Source organism: Campylobacter concisus, assembly GCA_002092835.1.
GTDB lineage: Bacteria > Campylobacterota > Campylobacteria > Campylobacterales > Campylobacteraceae > Campylobacter_A > Campylobacter_A concisus_K.
In genome coordinates this window covers 262,373-281,869 of record LVWL01000018.1, presented here as the reverse complement: position 1 = coordinate 281,869, position 19,497 = coordinate 262,373, and the positions used below count along the sequence as shown (strand labels likewise).

The following is a 19,497-nucleotide window of genomic DNA, read 5'->3' as shown; positions in this document are numbered from 1 at the left end:
TTTTATCAAATTAGTGGCGATTTTATCAAATAAATTTATTTATAAAGCTTAAATTAATAATTTAAATTAAGCTACTTTAAAAGCCCTTTCGCAAAATTTATTGCCTCTTCACTTATGTGCTCACCGCTTATCATACGTGCTAATTCGCTCACTCGTTCATCTTTATCAAGCTCTCTTACGACAGAGTTTTCTCCATGACGCTCTACCAAAAAGTGAGAATTTGCCTTTGAGCTAAGCTGCGGTTGATGTGAAATGGCAAAAATTTGATAAAAATTTGCAAGCTTAAGCAAAACATTTGCGATACTCATAGCCTCTTTTCCGCTTAAATTTGCATCTATTTCATCAAGTATGATGACATCACCGCCCGTTTTTGTGATCTCACTAGATGCGGCTATAAAAGCCAGTCTTAGGCGGTTTAGCTCGCCTGAACTTAAATTTTTAAGCGAGGTCTCATTTAAATTTAAACAAACCTCATCAAGCCCTAAAATATCAAGTCTTTTTTCTTCTATTTTTAGCGTGATATCCGGCATATAAAGCTCTTTTAGGTATAAATTTATCATACTCTCAAGCTCTTTTAAATTTACGCCCCTTGCCTTGCTTAAAGCGCTGGCTAGATCATTCGCTTTTTTGCTTAAAATTTCAAATTTCTTCTCAAGCTCACTCTTTTCAAAACTTAAATTTTCATACCTGGCAAGCTCTTTTTCCTTTTTAGCAAGCGCTTCTAATGCCTCTTCTTCGCTGCCGTACCGCCTAATGATGGCATTTAGTGCCTCTATCCTATCAAGCACACTCTCAACATCGATATCGTCAAGCTCTTCCATATTTAGGCTATCTCTTGCAACCCTTAGCTCGTTCATTGCATCTTCAAAAAAGCCATTGTCAAGGTCACTAATGCTTAGTGCTTCATTTACGCTGTGCTCTAGCTCAAATATCCGCTCAGCCCTAGCCCACGCCTCATTTATCTTATCCTTTTTACTAAGCCTCTTTTTAGTCTCCATAAGCTCTTCAAACTCGCCTTTTTTAGGCCCGACACTTCTTATCTTCTCGATCTCAAAGCTAGCAAGCTCCTTTAGCTCCTCGACCTTTTTCTCTTCCTCTTTTATAGTGGCTAGCTCTTTTGAAATTTTGGAAAATTCTAAAAACGCCTCTTCAAATTCTTGTTTTATCTCTTTAAATTTCTCATTTTTTGAAATTTCTAGCCTATCAAGCAAATTTAGAAATTTCTCATTTTCAAATTCATTTGCCTCTTTTGCCGAGAGATATTTGATGTGCTCGCGCGCCACTTGGGCTAAATTTTTCTTTGAGATGGCTTGTTGGTTTATAAAATACCTCGTGCTCTTATCTTTTAAAAGCTTGAAAATATTGACCTCTTCGTTTTCTATGCCAAACTCATCAAGCTCAAATTTATGCTCCACGTCAGCTTCAATGAGCCTTGCCTCGCTATCTTTTAGGCCAAAAACAGCCATGATCGCGCTCATTAGTACGGACTTGCCAGCGCCGCTAACGCCCGTAAATACACTAAGACCTTCTTTGAAATTTAGCTCGACATTTTTAAAATTTAGATAATCTTTAATCAAAATTCGATCAATCATTATAACCCCAGTGAAGTTTCTCTTTTAAAATTTGAAAATAATCTCTACCAATATGGCGTATCAGCCTCGCTTTTTTATCGCTAAGACTCATGCTAACGGCTGAAATTTTACTCATATCAAACCTATCTTGACCATCAAGTACCAAAATCGCATCGCTATTTGTTCTAAATTTAACCGTATGATTTTTTGTGAGCACGACTGGACGCTGTGTAAGTGAGTGCGAGCAGATAGGAGTTACTGTAAAAACTTCGCTTAATGGATAGATAATAGGGCCATTTGCGCTCATGTTATATGCCGTGGTTCCAGCAGGTGTCGCTACTATAACGCCGTCTCCAAAATATGAATTAAAATATTTTTCATTTAAAAGTGCCTCGATATGTGTCATCGAACCGCCATTTTTACTAACGATGACTGCATCGTTAAATGCTATCTTTTGCTCAGTTTTGCCATCATTTTTGTGAAGCGTGACATCGAGCATAAAAGGCATTTCTACCTCAAATTTACCATCAAAAAAGTCTTTAAAAAATTTCTCACTCTCATTAATCATTATGTCAGTTAGAAATCCGAGTCTACCAGCGTGTATGCCAAGGACAAGTGGCGAGATGTGGGCTAGCTTTCTACAAGTTGAAATGATCGTGCCATCTCCGCCAAGAGTGATCAGAAATTCACACTCTTTGGCTAGTTTTATCAGCTCAAAACCACTTTTTTCTATGCGCTTAGCACAATTTTTTTCAAGCAAAATTTCTGCGTTATACTTTTTTAAAATTTTTTCTAATTTTTCTAAATCTTGCCTAAATAATGGATAATCTTTAGCAATAAGTCCTACTTTTTTTGTGCAAAAAGTATTAAATTTTTGTTCATTTTTCATGTAAATGATTGTAACATATTTTATTTTAACAAAGCTTTTCAAAAGAAAAAAGCGATTATAATTGCCTAAAAAACATTGCAAAGGAGCATTTTATGCGAAGTCATTATTGCACCGATCTTAGCAAAGCTGATATCGGTAAAGAAGTAATACTTTGTGGCTGGGCAAACACATATAGAGACCACGGCGGCGTTGTTTTCATCGACTTAAGAGACGTTAGCGGGCTTATACAGTTAGTTTGTGACCCGGCTGACAGCAAAGAAGCACATGATATTGCTGCAAAAGTAAGAGATGAATATGTCTTAAAAGCAAAAGGAAAAGTAAGAGCTAGAGGCGAAGGACTAACCAATCCAAAGCTAAAAACTGGCGAGATAGAAGTAATAGTAAGCGAGCTAATCATCGAAAATCCAAGCGAGCCGCTACCATTTATGATAGGCGATGAGAGCGTAAATGAGGACATCAGGCTAAAATACCGCTTTCTAGATCTTAGAAGCGAACGCTTACAAAATATCTTTAAAATGCGCTCTCGTGCGGCGATAGCAGCTAGAAACAGCCTCGATAAAATGGGCTTTATCGAGTTTGAAACTCCTGTTTTAACACGTGCAACACCAGAAGGTGCGAGAGACTATCTAGTGCCAAGCCGTGTATATCCGGGGCAGTTTTATGCGCTACCACAAAGCCCACAGCTATTTAAACAGCTTTTGATGTGTTCTGGCTTTGATAAGTATTTTCAGATAGCAAAATGCTTCCGTGACGAAGACCTAAGGCTGATCGCCAACCAGAATTTACCCAAATAGATATCGAAATGAGCTTTGTGGAGCAAGAAGATATCATAAATATGGCTGAAACGATGCTAAAAGATATCTTTAAAGCCTGCGGATACGATATTAAAACGCCATTTAGACGCATGAGCTACAAAGAGGCGACCGAGACTTATGGCTCAGATAAGCCTGATCTTAGATATGACCTCAAAATGGTCGATGTGATCGATATTTTCGAGCGCTCAAGCAATGAAATTTTTAGCTCTATCGCAAAAGATAAGAAGAAAAACCGCATAAAAGCGCTAAAAGTACCAAATGGTGACAATATCTTTAGCAAGCGTGAGATGAATAGATTTGAGGAATTTGTACGTAAATTTGGCGCGCAAGGTCTTGGCTACTTCCAGATGAAAGAAGATGGTTTAAAAGGCCCACTTTGTAAATTTTTCGAGCAAAGCGATCTTGACGAGATCGTCTCAAGATGTGAACTAAAAGTTGGCGACGTCGTATTTTTTGGTGCTGGCAAGAAAAAAGTCGTGCTTGACTACATGGGAAGATTTAGAATTTTCCTAGCTGAGCAAATGAATATCATCGATCAAGACAAACTTGAGTTTTTATGGGTGCTTGACTTCCCAATGTTTGAGCAAAATGATGATGGTAGCTACTCTGCGATGCACCATCCATTCACAATGCCAAAAAATATAGACGAGCCTGATCTTGAGGACATTCTCTCTATCGCTCACGACGTTGTGCTAAACGGCTTTGAGCTTGGCGGCGGAAGTATAAGAATTCATAAAAATGACATCCAACAAAAGGTCTTTAAGCTTCTTGGCATAGACGAAGAGGAGCAGCGTGAGAAATTTGGCTTCTTGCTTGATGCATTGACATTTGGCGCGCCTCCACATGGTGGTATCGCGATCGGATTTGACAGGCTAAATATGCTTGTAAATAAAGCAGGCTCAATTCGTGATGTTATAGCATTCCCTAAAACACAGCGTGCTCAGTGCCCACTCACAAAAGCACCAAGCCACGCTAGTAACGAGCAGCTTAGGGAGCTAGGACTAAGGATAAGAGAAAAAGAGCAAAAGGCTTAAAATTTTGTTGTAATAAATTTGGACTTTTTGGATGTCTAAATTTGAGTTATTTTATTTTAAAGATTAAATTTTTTAGATGATTTTGGATGTTGTGTAGAAAATTTCATCCCAAAGCTAGACATATAGTCTGCTGCAGGGTGAAATTTTCAAACTCACTCAAAGACACTTAAAAAATATAAAAAGGGAAAGAATGAAGAATTTATTTTTAATCATAGGCGCTCCAGGCAGCGGCAAAACGACAGACGCATCACTCATCGCACAGCAAGATGAGAAATTTGCACACTTTTCGACTGGTGATCTTTTAAGAGCTGAAGTAGCTAGCGGTAGCGAGCTTGGTAAGCTGATAGATGGCTTTATCTCAAAAGGAAATTTAGTTCCGCTTGATGTTGTCGTAAATGCGATCGTATCAGCCATTAAAGGCTCAGAAAAATCAAACATCATAATAGATGGCTACCCAAGAAGCGTTGAGCAAATGACAGAGCTTGACAAGGTATTAAGCGAGCAAAAAGAAATTTCTCTTAAAGGCGTCATCGAAGTAGACGTTAGCGAAGATGTGGCAAGGGCAAGAGTGCTCGGCCGTGCAAGAGGTGCTGATGACAACAACGAAGTGTTTAATAACCGCATGAAAGTATATCTTGATCCGATCGTGCCTATCCGTGAATTTTACAGCAAAAAAGAACTACTTCATGTAGTAAACGGTGAACGCGGTATAGACGAGATCGTGGCCGATATCAAAAATTTACTAGCTAAACTTTTATAAATTTACAGACCTTGCATCAAAAGGTGCAAGGTTTTAAAACTTACTTTTCATTAACATCAAAAATGTAATATCCTTTTAAATTTTTACAACAAATTCTAAAAGGATAAAAATGAAAAAAATCATAATCGCTTCACTAGCTGCTAGCATCGCAATGGCTGGGGGCTTCACATCAAAGCACTCAAGCGAAACGATAAGCGCAAAAGAGGCTTTGAAACTAAAAGACGACGCTAAAGTCGTACTTGAGGGCAAAATAAAATCGCACATAAAATCAGACAAATATGAATTTATCGATAAAAATGGTGATGTCATTATTATTGAGATCGACAACAAAAAATGGGGTAACATAACAGCCAACGAATATACGCCTTTAAGAATAAGAGGCGAAGTGGATAAAGACCTTATGAAAACAGAGATCGATGTCGATAGCATAGAGGTTATAAAGTAGTTAAATTTTACGCGTATTTAATGCAAAAAATACTAAAATCACGAAAATTTCTAATAAAAAGGACGAATATATGGACGTTTCAAAGATCAAAGCTGGCTCAAACCCAGACAAAATAAATGCCGTAATCGAAATACCTTATGGCTCAAATATTAAATATGAAATTGACAAAGATAGCGGTGCTGTCGTAGTTGATCGTGTGCTTTACTCAGCGATGTTTTACCCAGCAAACTACGGCTTTGTACCAAATACACTTGCGGCTGACGGCGATCCAGCTGATATTTTGGTACTAAATGAGTATCCGCTCCAAGCTGGTAGTGTCATTCCTTGCCGCTTGATAGGCGTTTTGGTGATGGAAGATGAGGCGGGTATGGACGAAAAGCTTTTGGCTGTGCCGGTTACAAAGATCGATCCAAGATATGATGCGATAAAAAGCTACGAGGATCTGCCAGTTGCAACACTAAATAAGATCAAAAATTTCTTTGAAACTTATAAAATTCTTGAGCCAAACAAATGGGTCAAAGTTAAAGAATTTAAAGATGCAAATGCTGCAAAAGAAATTTTAGACACCGCAATTAAAAATTATAAATGATTTTAAGCCCTATTTTTAGGGCTTTTACTTTAAAAATTTCTCAGTTTTATATGCTAGAAAAAAAGAGTTATTTTTATATTTAGATAAGCTTTTTCTTGTATAATACGATTTTCTTTCAACTGCGGGTTCATAGCTCAGTTGGTTAGAGCATCCGGCTCATAACCGGATGGTCCCAGGTTCGAGTCCTGGTGAACCCACCACTTACTTTATCAACACTAAAAAATTAAAAATTTTTCATCACTTTTCCTTAGATTTTAAAATATTTTTAAAATACAAAAAATGTTTAATAGTCCAAAATTTAAGCCAAATTTTCTAAACTCTTTCTAAAATTTCCTTGCGTTTTTGCCAATCAGGCATATAAAGCGTTAGATAGTCATAAAATTTCTTTGAGTGATTTGGATAGAGCAGGTGAGCAAGCTCGTGAAATATGACATATTCGATGCATGCTTTTGGCTTTTTGATAAGCTCTATGTTTAAATTTATATATGATTTATAAGGATTGCAACTCCCCCATCTTGTTTTCATCTGCCTTATTTTTACGCTTTTGATATCTTGTTTTACTATCTTGTTAAATTCTTGCAAGATATTAAAAAAATATAACGTTGCCTTTTCATGATACCACTCATAGACTAAATTTTCTTTTTGCTCTAGGTCGCTTTTATCTTTCACAAAGAGCTCAAGATAGCCCATTTGTAGCTTTACGCGCTCCTCTTTAGACTGCACAACTTTAAGCCGGTAGCTTCGCCCAAGATATTTAAAGTCTTCGCCACTTACATACTCTTTTTCGGGCATCTTAAACGAGGTAAAAAACGCGCGCTTTTGCGCTATCCACTTGGCTCTTTTTTCTATGATAAATTTTATATGCTCATCGCTTGCGGCTTTTGGCGCGGTTAGGATCGCTTCGCCGTTTGGTCTAACTTTTAAAGTGATATTTTTTACGTCTTTTTTGATGATTTTTACGTCACTTTGCATAAAAGCTTATCCCTATTCCTCGGATGGTTTGATAAATTTTCTCTTTATCGTCGATAGAAATTCCATGCTCGTCCTCAACACCCCAAAGAGCATCTTCCATCGCGCTTGTTATCTCATTTTCTACGTCTTTATTTTTGTGCCATTCTGGTTTTTTTGAGGCTTCTTCATAAATTTCATAAAATTTCACGCTCAAATTTTTAGCAACCGCCTCAATATCCACAAGCTCCACATCTGCCAAAATGTCAAGCAAATTATCATAGATAGCAAATAAAATTTTCTTACCATTAAATTCTTTTGGATACCTATCTTCATTTGGCTTTAAAGCGCCAGTTATGAGGTCTTTTAGCAGTTTTGCTTTGGCAAGCTTTTCTTCCTCACTTAGCCTTTTTGCCTTGTATTCTTCGATGATATCTTGTATCTGCTGCGCTATTGATTTATAAAAGGCTGGATTTGAGTCCATTTTCTCTTTTACCACCGCGCTTACGGCGCTGATGATCGTATCAGCCTTTGCGTTTTTGCCCTCGACTCTTTGCACCTCATCGTCAAATTCCGTCTCAAAGATATTTACGAGCTTTGTAAGCTCATTGACCCCTTGTGCATTTACATAAGTATCGAGTAGCTTTTGCATCTGTGCTTCGTATTTGCCAAAGTCGCAAGCCTCATGATACCTTAGCTGCACAGCCTTTCTTAGCTCGTTATAAAATTTAACCCTTTGCTTATAAGCTTTGATCTCCTCTTCGCTTAAGATATCAGAAATTCTCTCGCTTGAAAGCGCTAGCTTAAACGCCCTAGCAAACTGTGATAGCCACTCTTTAAAGTCATCTCGTTTTTGCACATCCTCTAAAACCGCCACGTAGCTTTCCAGATCGTCTTTAAATTTCACACCGCTAAAAAGATCGTCCAGATGAGTATAGTAAGTCTTAGCCTTTATTATCTCGCTTCTTACGTCTATCACAGCTCCAGTTATATCCTCTGAGTCAAAGCCACTTAGCGACGCAGCTAGTAAGCGCCTGATCAAGCTCGCCTAAAAGCCCTCTATAATCAATAATGTAGCCGTAGTCTTTTCCGTCATAAAGCCTATTTACTCTAGCTATGGCTTGGAGCAGATTATGCTCTTTTAGCTGTTTATCTATATAAAGCGTGCTTGCTCTTTGCGCGTCAAAGCCTGTTAAAAGCTTATCCACGACGATAAGCAAATCTATCTCTTCGCCGTAAATTATTAAGCTTTGTCGATTCTCAAGACGGGATTCTTGCGGATACGATAGTTAGGATTTGGAAAAATAAGGCTCTTATAACATGGGCATATTCAAAACGCAACTAAATCGAGGGGTTAATACGACTGCGAAAACTAATACAGCTATATTATAGCGACGCTTGTTTTATTAAATAATCTTAATCCCGCACAAAAATACTCTTCTTTTTGATTTTTATTTCTTGCTCAAAAAACAATCTCTACTTTAATCTTTATTTATGCTATATAAAAACCAACAAAATCTCAATTTTTAAAATTTGCGCTAAAATGCCAAATAAAAAAACAAAAGTAAATTTCCCTATAAACCAAAATTTACTTTAACTTAATAAAAAATAACAGCTTCTAATTCCATCGTATAGTCTTAGAACTTAATATCATTTATCAAAACATCAAGAATAAACAACCCTTACATAAGACAATATGTTAGTACTTACTTAGCAAACTCAAATGAGTTTGCTGTAAGGTCTTGGCAGACGGCCGATATTTTTCTTTGTCTAGGCAAAAAGAAAAATATAAAAACTTAGACGAAACCTTATCGCTCGAAAATGATTTTTCATCGGCAAAATGTCTAAGTTTTCATATAAAAAGCCCTTAATGAATATAATTAAGGGCTTTTTATATACGGTCGGCGTGTTTGAGTCGTGCACGGACTATATAACAGTAAAATACAGCTTGACAAAAATTAGTTTTTTTAATTTGACTCTATAATATAAATTTCCTTCTCGGTCTTACGTCAGGCTGCAAATTATATTTATAATTTTTCAAGATTTAACCTATATACAGCAAGTTATGTGCGATCCAATTCTAGCCTTATAATATTTTTTACTATTCTTTTATTTCTTATACAAATAATAGATAATGATAAAATCTTAGTCAAAAAATATCTTAAGATATATGCTAAATTTGCATATATAAATCATCATCAGATACCGATAAAATCGTACTAAAAATAGTTTAAGTTTTTTCTTGATTTAAGCAAGATTTCACTACAATCAAATCTTAAATTTAGATTTTCAAGCTATCATTTCGCAAAAATTAAGGAAAATCATGCAACCTATTTTTACGACCCAAATCACCAAATTTAAAGGCGCGCAAAAAAGCGTCGTTGATGATATTTTGGTGCGCGAGATCAAGCTTGAGATCTACATAAACGGCAAGCGTTTCGGCGCGCTCATGGCAACTCCGACCGATCAGGAGGCACTAGCTGCAGGCTATCTCATCAGCGAAAATTTGATCGCAAGCCCTGAGGATATCGAGAGTATAGAGCTTTCAGAGGATGCTTTAAGCGTGCGGGTAAAGGCTAAAATCAACGAAAAGCGCCTCGAGCAGTTTGACGAGGAAAAGGTGATAATCAGCGGCTGCGGGCGCAGCTCGACGGCAAACATCGACCCTGAGGCTATGGCAGCGCGCGCTATAAAGGCCGACGTCAAATTTAACAAAGACGAAATTTTACGCCAGATGGGGCAGTTTTACACGCAGTGCGAGCTATACGAGATGACGGGCTGCGTGCACACGGCCAAGCTTTTTGTTAGCGGCGAGCAGTTTTTTATCGGCGAGGATATCGCTCAGCACAACACCATAGATAAAGCCGTCGGCAAAGCGGTACTGGCAGGCTCGCAGCTACAAAATTCGTTTTTGATGGTGAGTGGCAGGCTCAGCTCCGAGATGGTCGCAAAGGCCGTCATGCACGGCATCCCCGTACTCGTCTCGCGCACGGCTCCGACTAGCCTTGGCGTCGTGATAGCGCGTAAATTTAACCTCACGCTGTGCGGCTTTGCGCGCGGCGAAAACATAAACGTATATAGCGGCGCGGAGAGAATCCGTGAGTGAGCAAATCCGAGAACTGATCGAAAAACTGCTAAATCCAAATGGCAGGCTGGACTGCGGAGCGGCGTTTAAGATCGCTGCAAAGCTAGGCGTAGAGATCGGCGAGGTTAGCGACGAGGTCGAAAAAATGGGCGTAAAGATCGACAACTGCGAGCTGGGGCAGTTTGGCGGACTGGAAAACGGACGCGGCAAATACACCGTGATGACGCAGCTAAAGCAAATGACCGACGAAAAGGGCAGAATACTGTGCAAAGACGCTAGAGACGCAGCTGCGGGCGTGGGGCTAAAGACGATCCGCTCGACGCTAAAAGACTATAAAATCGACGTAAAATACTGCCAGCTGGGGTGTTTTAAGGAGAAGAAAGGAAAAAAGATGAGAGTAAAAACCAAAACTTGGATAGAAAACGACGAGGGCGAGCTGATTTTCGGTAAGGGCAAAACCGAAGTCCTGGACGTCATCGCCGAGGTCGGCTCGATCTCAAAGGCCGCCGAAATCCTAGGCATGAACTATAAAAAATGCTGGAATCATCTGCAAATTTTGCAAAAAAATCTAAAAGAGGAGCTCTTTACCACCAAGCAAGGCGGCGGCGAAAATGCCGGCACGACGCTAAACGAGCGCGCGCACGAGCTCATAAACGCCTATAGGCAGCTACAAAACGACATCGAGGACTTTGCGGATAAGCGCTTTAAGGAGCTATTTTTGAAAAAAGACGGCGAGAAAAAGGACTCGACCAAAAACGACGCAAAAGATAAAAAGAAATAAAACCACATCAAATTTAAGGGAGAAAAAATGTACGTAAAACTAAACGATAGGGTCTATCTAAACAAAGACAAGATCACTAGAGTAAAGGTAGATAGCGTCCAAGACGGTATCAGGATTCGCTTCTACGAGGGGCAGAATCAGGTCGCTAAAAGCGGACGCTTCGAAACTGAGGCAAAAGCTATCGAGTGGCTAGAAAAAAATTTTATAAATAAATAATAAAATGGTCGTGAGCCTCTGTGTCTCGCGATTCTCTGCTTTATTAAGTTAAATTTGCCGCTTTGCGGTTAAATTTAACTTGCTCAAATTTAATCTCCAAATTTACTAAATCATTTCCACCGCAAAAGCCCTAAATTTGCGAAAATTTAATATAATTACCGCATCAAATTTAAAGAGTAAAAAATGCTAAATTTAGACGAAATACAAAAAAATATCATCCTAAAACCGGGCGTGCATTATTTTGATTTCGCGGCTTCGGGGCTTGCTTATGAGCCCGTAGAGCGCGAGATAGCAGACGCCCTCAAAACCTACGCCAACACCCACTCTGACAGCAGCTCCAGCGCCATCATCACGCAGCGTCACTACGAGGACGCGAGAGAGAGCTTAAAAAAGCTACTGGGGGTTGACGAGCGGTTTTGTCTCATCGCCTGCGGACAGGGTGCGACGGCCGCGATCAAGAAATTTCAGGAGCTGCTTGGCATCTACTTGCCGCCTGCAACCAGAAGCGCAATCGGCGAGGCAAATTTACGCGCCGCGCAGCTTCCGCTCGTGCTCGTTTCGCCCTACGAACACCACTCAAACGAGCTTAGCTTTCGCGAGGGGCTTTGCGACTACCTGCGCGTGCCGCTTAGCGAATCGGGCGAGATCGATCTGCTCGCGCTTGAGCGCATCTTGAAGATTAATACAGGGCGCCGTATCATCGGCTCGTTTAGCGCAGCCTCAAACGTCACGGGCGTCGTCAGTGATTATAAAAAGATCAGCGAGCTAATCAGGGCTGCGGGCGGCATCATCGCCTTTGACTGCGCGGCGCTGAGCTCACACGCAAATTTAGACTGCAATTACTTCGACGCTATTTTTCTCTCGCCGCATAAGTTACTCGGCGGAGTCGCAAGCTGCGGGCTTTTGGCGATCAAAAAGGAGCTACTTAACAGCGATGTGCCGACCTTTGCCGCGGGCGGAACAGTCGCCTACGCTAGCCGCGAAGGGCACGTGTTTTTAAAAAATCCCGAGCAGCTAGAAGAAGGCGGTACGCCGCCCATAATCGGGCTTATGCGGGCAAATTTGGCATATGCGCTGCGAAACGAGGTGGGCTTCGAGCAAATAAAAAGCGACGAGGACGAGCTAGCGCGACTCTTTGAGAGCGAGCTAGCAGGCATTGACGAGATCATAAACTACGCTCCAAAGGGCGCGCCGCGGCTGCCGATAATTTCCTTTAACGTGCGCGGCGTCTCGGCGTATGATTTCGCCGCGAGCCTAAGTAACGACTTCGGTATCCAGACGCGCGCGGGCGTGATGTGCGCGGGGCCGTACGCTCACGATCTGCTGGGTATCAAGGAGGGGCGCATGCCTGAGAGCAAGCCCGGCTTCGTACGCGTGAGCCTGCACTACACGCACACCGAGCAAGACGTGCTATATCTCGCGGGCGCGATAAAATCCTGTATCAAAAAGCACCGCGAACTTTGGGGCGAGGAAAAGGCGATGTATGAGATGTTCGGTGGGAAGATTTTTTAAGCGTAAAAAAAGATAAAATTTAAGATTTATTGTAACTTAACGCAAGCATAAAGAGTATTAAGTTACGATGAGAGCGATGAAAAATAAGCATATAGTCCGCTCCAGAATTTTGGAAAATAAATTTAGAGAGATTTTATGGTATTTCTCGGCCGATATAGAAGCTGTAAAAAATAGAAGATTTTACCAAAATATCAGAAAAAACAATCAATTTTGCACTTACACTCTCTTGGATAAAATAACCAACAACATCAGAATTTTAATGGCTAGCGAGTGCGAGATCTTAAAAAGTAACGAGCGTAGCGAAGTTAAAAGTATCTAAGTTTCATGCGAGATAGAAATAGACGAAAGCTACTTCGGGTCTAAAAGTGCAAGGGGTAAAAGAGGTGGAGGCGCGTAGCAAATAAAACTCCGCTATTCGGAATGCTAAAGCGTGACGGTAAGATCTATATCCAAATAGTTAAAAACTGTTCTGTAAATGAACTGATACTGATATTATCGGAGTTTGACAAATTAGACGAGAGCACGATTTATTCTGATTACTGGAAAGCTTATGACGGATTGGTAGATTATGGAGCCAAAGCTCATTATAGAGTAAAACACTCAAAGAATGAATTTACTAATAGTAAAAACCATATCAATGGTATAGAAAACTTTTTAGTTGCGACTTCATCTTGCCACTACAAGCAGACGGGGATACGCCACAAGCATAGACTAGCTAAATTTAACAGGGATAAGAAAAGAGAATTTCTTGTTTGACTCGAAGAAATGCGAATTTTAGATATAATAATACCAAAAGTACAAAACAAGCAAAGTACTTACACAAGTGACGTTTCTATAAAAGAGCTTTTATCGCATTTTATTAAAATTTATAATAGAGAATCCATTTGACTTGTCTTAAGTCAAAAAATAATAGAGAAAACCTCCTCTCTGGTCGGTAACGTTATGTGGTAGATAAAAGTAAATGATATGGTGAAATTAATAAAAGGAGAATTGTTATGGTAAATATAATTATTGGGTCAACGCAAAAACCATTAGCCAGTGAAGAATTAAAAAAATATTTTCAAATGGAGAGTGACTTAGAAGGATATCTATATATTGGATACCCAATAATAGGAACTGTAGAGGGGGCGTATCCTATAGATGCATTATGGATCTCTAAAAAAAAGGGATTGGTTATTTTTAATTTAGTTGAAAATAAGAATATTGAAGGTTATGAAGAAATCCAGGATGACTGTGCTAATAAAGTTGAATCCAAATTAAAAGGATACAAACAATTGGTGAAAAAAAGGCAATTGTGTGTTGATATAAATGTGATAACTTTTGCTCCATTTATTGAATTGCTAACAGACTATAATAAGGACTATCCTTTATGTAATATTAATACCATGACAAAATGTATTTCAGAGGTGGAATGGAAAGACCAAGAGTATTATAATGATTTAGTTTCAGTTCTACAAGCAATTTCAACCATTAGAAAAGGGAAGAAGAGAAAAGAGGTTTTAAGTGCTAATTCCAAGGGTGCTAAGCTAAAGACACTGGAGGACTCTATTGCTAATTTAGATAACAGACAGAGTCAAGCGGTAATAGAAACTGTTGAGGGGGTGCAAAGGATACGCGGATTAGCTGGATCGGGGAAAACAATAGTACTTGCATTAAAAGCAGCTTATTTGCATGCTCAGCATCCTGACTGGAAGATAGCCATTACATTTAATACAAGATCGTTAAAAGGGCAACTTAGACGATTAATTAATACATTTTATATAGAACAAACAAACGAAGAACCCGATTGGGATAATTTGCAAATTATGCATGCATGGGGTTCTTCTGGCGGCGGAGATAATAATGGGATATACTATACTTTTTGTGCTTTAAACAATGTGCAATATAGAGATTATAGAACAGCGAGAAATAGGTTTGGCTCATTAGATCCATTTGGAGAAACATGTGAAAAAGCATTAAATGAAGTAAAATCGAATGTTATGGAGATATTTGATGCTGTGTTGGTTGATGAAGCGCAAGATTTTTCGCCGAGCTTTTTGAGGATGTGTTATGAGATGTCAAAGAATCCTAAAAGATTGGTTTACGCATACGATGAGTTGCAAAATTTAAGAACACAGTCTCTACCGTCACCGGAAGAGATATTTGGTAATTTTGAAAACGGAACACCGAAAGTTAAATTTTATGCCCCTGAGGAAGGAAAACCACAACAGGATATTATTCTTGAAAAGTGCTATAGAAATTCAAGACCTGCATTGGTGACAGCCCATGCACTAGGCTTTGGCATATATAGAGAGAACGAGACAAATTCAAAAACAGGTTTGGTACAAATGTTTGAGCAGCATTCCTTATGGGGGGATGTTGGATACGAGGTAAAAGAAGGAACTTTAGAAGATGGAAAGCATGTTATTTTGGCAAGAACTGCATCAAGTAGTCCCGAATTCTTAGAAAAGCATTCTGATATCGATGATTTAATTATATTTAAGTCTTTTAAAAGTCAAGAAGAACAGAATGAATGGGTTGCTCAACAAATAAAGACTAATTTAGAAGAAGATGAATTAAGGACAGATGATATTATTGTAATTAACCCTGATCCGTTGACTACAAAAGTAAATGTAGCCCCTATTCGAGCTATGCTTTTTGAAAAAAATATCAATTCTCATACAGCTGGAGTAGATACTACACCAGATATATTTTTTGCAGAAAACAATGACTCAGTGGCATTTACTGGTATTTATAGAGCTAAAGGAAATGAGGCAGCTATGGTATATGTTATAAATGCTGAATCTTGTTATGATTCTTATTATGACTTAGCTAAGAAAAGGAATCAGTTATTTACAGCTATAACAAGAAGTAAAGCCTGGGTAAGAGTTTTAGGTGTTGGAGAAGATATGGATAAATTAATTGATGAATATAAAAAAATAAAGTCTCACAATTATACTTTGGATTTTATTTATCCAGATAAATCTCAAAGAGAAAAAATGAACATAGTTAATCGTGATATGAGTGCAGCAGAAAAGAATAGAGTTCAGAAAAGCAAAATAAATATAGAAAATTTAGTTACGGAGCTTGAAAACGGGGAAATTTTCTTGGAAGACTTGGGAGAAGTACAGATTGCTCGCCTAAAAAAATTGTTGAAAAGAGGTGAGCAGTTCTAATGCTGACTGCAAAAAAAATTTATACCCAGATAGAAAGGATAACAGCTGATATAATTAAAACCGGGCTTTGTGATGATCAAAATTTTCCATCTATAAGGAAATATTCAGAGGGGATTGAAGAGGTGAGTGTGAGTACTTATGACAATAATATCTTTTTAAAGAGCATTCCATATACAGATATGTATTTAGAGTTATATAGAAATAGAATGTTCAATATAAAAATGATAGATGGAGCCTTAATACAGATGCAATATCGATTTAGAAAAGATAAAATAGAGAGTCACCGATTGGCTTTTTTCCCTGCACCTGATTTAGAGATATTTCAAAACGAATCAGACCTTTATTTGGAAGATGAAATTTATAGTGATATTTTAGATAGAAGAGTAGTTTCTGTGCCTCTAAGGTTTGATTTTGATGATGGAAAGGATAGTCATGGGGAGAAGATAAGCCAACCCATTATTCATCCAGTTTCTCACCTAACTATAGGTCAATATAGAAATTGCAGAATACCAGTATCATCTGCATTGACTCCATATCAGTTTTTGAAGTTCGTTATTATGAATTTTTATAACACTGCTTATACTTCATATAGTTCTCACTTTACTGAACATAAGGATTGTTTTGATACAACACTATACCTTGAAGAAACAGAGATAGTAAATATATGTACGCCTGTTTACAAAAAGTAAAGTACCTTTAACTTGACACAAGGTAGTGCAAAGTGGCTACTGATAATTAATCCTCAACGAGATATAGAATCTAGCAAAAAGGGGAAGCAATATATCAAGCATATACTAAAGATGAAGCCGTTAGTAATGAATGTTTTGAAGTATTGAAAAATAGCGTCGGAGAGTTTAATTTTGAAGAAGAGGCAAAAAATAAATTTTGATTTACAAAACGGGCGCAAAGCGTGCCTGAATCACGCAAATTTAAGCCATAAATTCGACTCAAATTTGCGCGTAAATAAAATTAGTTCTTGCGAGTATTCGCGTCAGGCGTGAAAAGCGGCTTATCTAGCAGCTTAAAGTCGCCGATAAATTTCTGACCCTCTTCGCTTGTCGCCCACTCGATAAATTTATTCGCGTTTTCGATGTCGGCTTTAGCGCAGTGTTTCGGATTTACCGCGATTAGCGAGTAGAAGTTCTTTAGATCGTTGTCGCCTTCGTTGATGATGACCATCTCAGGCGCGCCCTTTTTGGTGTCCTCGTACTTGATGTAGGTGCCGCGGTCGGTGAACGTCACGCCCTTTTGCTCGGCTGCAGTGTTGATGGTAGCTAGCATGCCTTGACCTGTTTGCATGTACCAGCGGTCTTTTTCAGGTACTTCGCCGATGATTTTTTTCCAGATACCTTTTTCTTTGTTGTCGGTGCCTGATTTATCGCCGCGAGAGAAAAATTTGATATTCTCTTTTTTGATCAGCTCAAAGCTCTCTTTTATGTCTTTGCCTTTAAATTTATCGGCGATAGATTTATCGGCGATGACGACGAAGTCATTGTACATTACGGGTTTTCTCTCGACGCCAAAGCCCTTTTCTACAAATTCTTTCTCAACTTTTGGCGAATGCACGAAAAGTATGTCCGCATCGCAGTTTTCGCCTAGTTTTAAAGCTGCTCCCGTGCCTACGGCAGTCCATTTGATATCGACGCCTGTTTTTGCCTTGTACGCAGGATAGATCGCATCTAGTAGGCCCGTATTATCGGTGCTGGTCGTGGTTGCCATGATGAGTTCGCTATCGCCCGCGAACGCCAAAACGCTCGCGATTAGCGAGCCTAATATTACTTTTTTCATTTTTCTCCTTTTTTAAAAGTATGCTATTATAGCATATTAAATTAACCATATAAACATACGGAGAAATAATATTTGGACTTTCTACTAAACGGATTCTTAGAGGCCTTTAGGCTGCTTTTTAGCGGCGATGAGGAAACGTATTCGGCGATCAGGGCGACGCTTTACACTTCGAGCGTTTCGATATTTTTTGCGATTTTAGTCGGTTTTCCGCTAGGCTTTACGCTGGGATTTTACGATTTTAAAGGGCGCAGGATTTTGAGACTGCTCAGCGATACGGCGCTTGCGATGCCCACCGTTGCGATCGGACTTATTTTGTATGCATTTATCACGCGAAACGGCCCGTTTGGCGAGTTTGGGCTGCTTTTTACGCTAAAGGCCGTGATGCTGGGGCAGTTTGTGCTAGCACTACCTATCATCATCTCGCTAAGCGCTAGCGTCGTGGAAAATATGGACAAAAAACACTATCTAACGATCTTAAATTTACGCCTGAGCGCGCCGCGGCTAGTGGGCTGCGTGCTTTACGAGCTAAGGTATGCTCTGATGGTGGTCGTAGCGACGGCGTACGGGCGTATCGTGGCCGAGGTCGGCGTGGCGATGATGATCGGCGGAAATATCAAATATTTTACCCGCACGATCACGACTGCAGTGTCGCTGGAGACGAACAAAGGCGAGTTTGCCATGGGTATCGCGCTGGCTTTGGTGCTCATCTTTATTGCGTTTGCCGTAAATTTGGCGATACACGCGCTAAAAAGGCTTGACCGATGAAATTTGACAAATTTGAAAAATTTACGCTCGCAAAAAGCGCGCTAGGCGCGTCAAACTTGAGTCTTTTCGTAAATTTAACGAGAAAGGCGCAAAGTGATAAACGTTAGAAATTTACGCCTAAACTACGGCGCGAGCGAGATTTTAAATATCCCGCGCCTTGATATCGACGTCACCAAAATCACCGCGCTAACTGGCAGCAACGGTAGTGGCAAAAGCACGCTAATGCGAGTAATGTCGTTTTTACAAAAGCCCACTAGCGGCGAGGTGCGGCTGTGGGGAAGCAGCGCGCCGAGTCTAAATTTACTGCGCGACGTTAGTGTTTTGTTGCCAGAGCCCGCGCTTTTAAAACGCTCCGTGAGGGAAAATTTTAGAGCCGTTTTAAAAAGCCGCGGAGTACTGGGAGAATTTGACGAGCGAGCGAGCGAGGCGTTAAATTTGGTCGGTCTTGACGAGAGCTTTTTAAGCAAGCGCCACTTTGAGCTAAGCTCGGGGCAGACGCAGCGCGTTAGCTTTGCGTTAAATTTGGCGCTTAGATCGCGGCTTTATCTACTCGACGAGCCGACAAATAGCGTGGACGCGGGCACCTCAAAGCTGTTTGGCAAGGCGGTGCTTTACATGCAGCAAAGATACAGCTGCGGCTTTGTGATCGCTAGCCACGATGATAAATGGCTAAGCGCGGTCGCCAAGGAAAACGTCTTTTTACACAAGGGCCGCGTGTGCGAATTTGAATACAAAAATGTATTTGACTCGCGGGACGGGGTTTTAAAATTTGACGAAAATGCGAGCGTAAATTTGCCGCAAAATTTGCGTAACGCCGTAAAGATCGCCGTAAATCCAAGCAAAATAACGCTAAGCAAAACGCCGATAGATGGGTATTTGGGCGGCATCTTGCACTCGGTTTCGCTCTATCTTGGCAAAGAGCTTTTGGTGAAAATCAAGGTCGGCGACTTTTTGATTAAAACGCTGGTGGCGAATTCGCAAAATTTTAGAGTCGGCGAAAATATTTATTTTAAATTTGACGAGGAAGCGTTTTTGGGGCTTGAGTGAGCCCTGAAATTTTGCAAATTTCGCTTTAAATTTTAAATTTAGACTCGTTTAACGCCCGTTAAAAGAGCCTAGTTAAAAGTAAACATCAAAATGAAGC

15 protein-coding genes, 1 tRNA gene and 3 pseudogenes are annotated in these 19,497 nt (G+C 39.7%); 14 read left to right on the top strand and 5 right to left on the bottom strand.

Translation table 11 applies throughout. From position 1 onward, the window contains the following. Positions 1-71: 71 nt before the first annotated feature. Both A3835_03215 and pnk read right to left on the bottom strand, forming a co-directional pair. Positions 72-1,592, bottom strand: a complete 1,521-nt coding sequence (locus tag A3835_03215) for a DNA recombination protein RecN (protein ORI08557.1) — start codon at positions 1,590-1,592, stop codon at positions 72-74. Continuing rightward, complete coding sequence (gene pnk / locus A3835_03210) at positions 1,585-2,460, bottom strand: NAD(+) kinase (GenBank protein ORI08758.1); 876 nt, start codon at positions 2,458-2,460, stop codon at positions 1,585-1,587. The genes A3835_03215 and pnk overlap by 8 nt, the downstream gene beginning before the upstream one ends. Positions 2,461-2,552: 92 nt before the next feature. Between pnk and aspS the strand changes: the two are divergent. From aspS to A3835_03185, 5 genes and pseudogenes are all read left to right on the top strand, one after another. Beyond that, positions 2,553-4,309 (top strand): annotated as a pseudogene (gene aspS / locus A3835_03205) (aspartate--tRNA ligase). A gap of 190 nt (positions 4,310-4,499) precedes the next feature. Next, positions 4,500-5,069 (top strand): adenylate kinase, encoded by a 570-nt coding sequence (locus tag A3835_03200; GenBank protein ID ORI08556.1) that lies wholly within the window; start codon positions 4,500-4,502, stop codon positions 5,067-5,069. Positions 5,070-5,178: 109 nt separating this feature from the next. Continuing rightward, the gene (locus A3835_03195; protein ORI08555.1) at positions 5,179-5,514 is read left to right on the top strand and encodes a hypothetical protein; all 336 of its coding nucleotides are present in this window, start codon (positions 5,179-5,181) and stop codon (positions 5,512-5,514) included. A 70-nt stretch (positions 5,515-5,584) separates the two neighbouring features. Continuing rightward, a complete protein-coding gene (locus A3835_03190) occupies positions 5,585-6,103 on the top strand; it encodes an inorganic pyrophosphatase (protein ID ORI08554.1) in 519 nt (172 codons plus the stop codon). A gap of 123 nt (positions 6,104-6,226) precedes the next feature. Beyond that, positions 6,227-6,303, top strand: a tRNA-Met gene (locus A3835_03185). A gap of 112 nt (positions 6,304-6,415) precedes the next feature. On the opposite strand, the gene A3835_03180 is transcribed toward A3835_03185, so the two are convergent. Both A3835_03180 and A3835_03175 read right to left on the bottom strand, forming a co-directional pair. Continuing rightward, positions 6,416-7,075, bottom strand: a complete 660-nt coding sequence (locus tag A3835_03180; protein ID ORI08553.1) for a zinc metalloprotease — start codon at positions 7,073-7,075, stop codon at positions 6,416-6,418. Continuing rightward, positions 7,065-8,328 (bottom strand): annotated as a pseudogene (locus A3835_03175) (deoxyribonuclease HsdR). The gene A3835_03180 and the pseudogene A3835_03175 overlap by 11 nt, the downstream one beginning before the upstream one ends. Positions 8,329-9,374: 1,046 nt before the next feature. Here A3835_03175 and A3835_03170 point away from each other — a divergent pair. From A3835_03170 to A3835_03140, 7 genes and pseudogenes are all read left to right on the top strand, one after another. Then, positions 9,375-10,157 (top strand): sufurtransferase FdhD, encoded by a 783-nt coding sequence (locus tag A3835_03170; GenBank protein ORI08552.1) that lies wholly within the window; start codon positions 9,375-9,377, stop codon positions 10,155-10,157. Then, positions 10,150-10,917, top strand: a complete 768-nt coding sequence (locus tag A3835_03165; protein ORI08551.1) for a hypothetical protein — start codon at positions 10,150-10,152, stop codon at positions 10,915-10,917. The genes A3835_03170 and A3835_03165 overlap by 8 nt, the downstream gene beginning before the upstream one ends. Before the next feature lie 27 nt (positions 10,918-10,944). Next, on the top strand, positions 10,945-11,133 hold the full coding sequence (locus A3835_03160; GenBank protein ORI08550.1) for a sodium-dependent tyrosine transporter: 189 nt from the start codon (positions 10,945-10,947) through the stop codon (positions 11,131-11,133). 183 nt (positions 11,134-11,316) lie between these two features. Next, entirely contained in the window at positions 11,317-12,645 is a 1,329-nt protein-coding gene (locus A3835_03155) for an aminotransferase (protein ORI08549.1), read from the top strand. 67 nt (positions 12,646-12,712) lie between these two features. Next, positions 12,713-13,483: pseudogene (locus tag A3835_03150) on the top strand (transposase). A 157-nt stretch (positions 13,484-13,640) separates the two neighbouring features. After that, on the top strand, positions 13,641-15,800 hold the full coding sequence (locus A3835_03145) for a helicase (protein ORI08548.1): 2,160 nt from the start codon (positions 13,641-13,643) through the stop codon (positions 15,798-15,800). Further along, positions 15,800-16,489 carry a hypothetical protein gene (locus A3835_03140; protein ORI08547.1) on the top strand — a complete coding sequence of 230 codons (690 nt, stop codon included), beginning with the start codon at positions 15,800-15,802 and terminating at the stop codon, positions 16,487-16,489. Before A3835_03145 ends, A3835_03140 begins: the two co-directional genes overlap by 1 nt. A gap of 280 nt (positions 16,490-16,769) precedes the next feature. Here A3835_03140 and A3835_03135 read toward each other — a convergent pair whose 3' ends face one another. Further along, a complete protein-coding gene (locus A3835_03135) occupies positions 16,770-17,588 on the bottom strand; it encodes a tungsten ABC transporter substrate-binding protein (protein ID ORI08546.1) in 819 nt (272 codons plus the stop codon). 72 nt (positions 17,589-17,660) lie between these two features. Between A3835_03135 and A3835_03130 the strand changes: the two genes are divergently transcribed. Beyond that, positions 17,661-18,353, top strand: a complete 693-nt coding sequence (locus A3835_03130; protein ID ORI08545.1) for an ABC transporter permease — start codon at positions 17,661-17,663, stop codon at positions 18,351-18,353. Between the two features lie 93 nt (positions 18,354-18,446). Next, entirely contained in the window at positions 18,447-19,400 is a 954-nt protein-coding gene (locus A3835_03125) for a tungsten ABC transporter ATP-binding protein (protein ID ORI08544.1), read from the top strand. The last annotated feature ends 97 nt before the right edge of the window (positions 19,401-19,497 follow it).

Excerpts from the sequence above, each read along its gene's own strand:
- A3835_03215 (ORI08557.1), bottom strand. The coding sequence starts at position 1,592 with ATGATTGATCGAATTTTGATTAAAGATTATCTAAATTTTAAAAATGTC.
- pnk (ORI08758.1), bottom strand. The coding sequence starts at position 2,460 with ATGAAAAATGAACAAAAATTTAATACTTTTTGCACAAAAAAAGTAGGA.
- A3835_03200 (ORI08556.1), top strand. The coding sequence starts at position 4,500 with ATGAAGAATTTATTTTTAATCATAGGCGCTCCAGGCAGCGGCAAAACG.
- A3835_03195 (ORI08555.1), top strand. The coding sequence starts at position 5,179 with ATGAAAAAAATCATAATCGCTTCACTAGCTGCTAGCATCGCAATGGCT.
- A3835_03190 (ORI08554.1), top strand. The coding sequence starts at position 5,585 with ATGGACGTTTCAAAGATCAAAGCTGGCTCAAACCCAGACAAAATAAAT.
- A3835_03180 (ORI08553.1), bottom strand. The coding sequence starts at position 7,075 with ATGCAAAGTGACGTAAAAATCATCAAAAAAGACGTAAAAAATATCACT.
- A3835_03170 (ORI08552.1), top strand. The coding sequence starts at position 9,375 with ATGCAACCTATTTTTACGACCCAAATCACCAAATTTAAAGGCGCGCAA.
- A3835_03160 (ORI08550.1), top strand. The coding sequence starts at position 10,945 with ATGTACGTAAAACTAAACGATAGGGTCTATCTAAACAAAGACAAGATC.
- A3835_03155 (ORI08549.1), top strand. The coding sequence starts at position 11,317 with ATGCTAAATTTAGACGAAATACAAAAAAATATCATCCTAAAACCGGGC.
- A3835_03145 (ORI08548.1), top strand. The coding sequence starts at position 13,641 with ATGGTAAATATAATTATTGGGTCAACGCAAAAACCATTAGCCAGTGAA.
- A3835_03140 (ORI08547.1), top strand. The coding sequence starts at position 15,800 with ATGCTGACTGCAAAAAAAATTTATACCCAGATAGAAAGGATAACAGCT.
- A3835_03135 (ORI08546.1), bottom strand. The coding sequence starts at position 17,588 with ATGAAAAAAGTAATATTAGGCTCGCTAATCGCGAGCGTTTTGGCGTTC.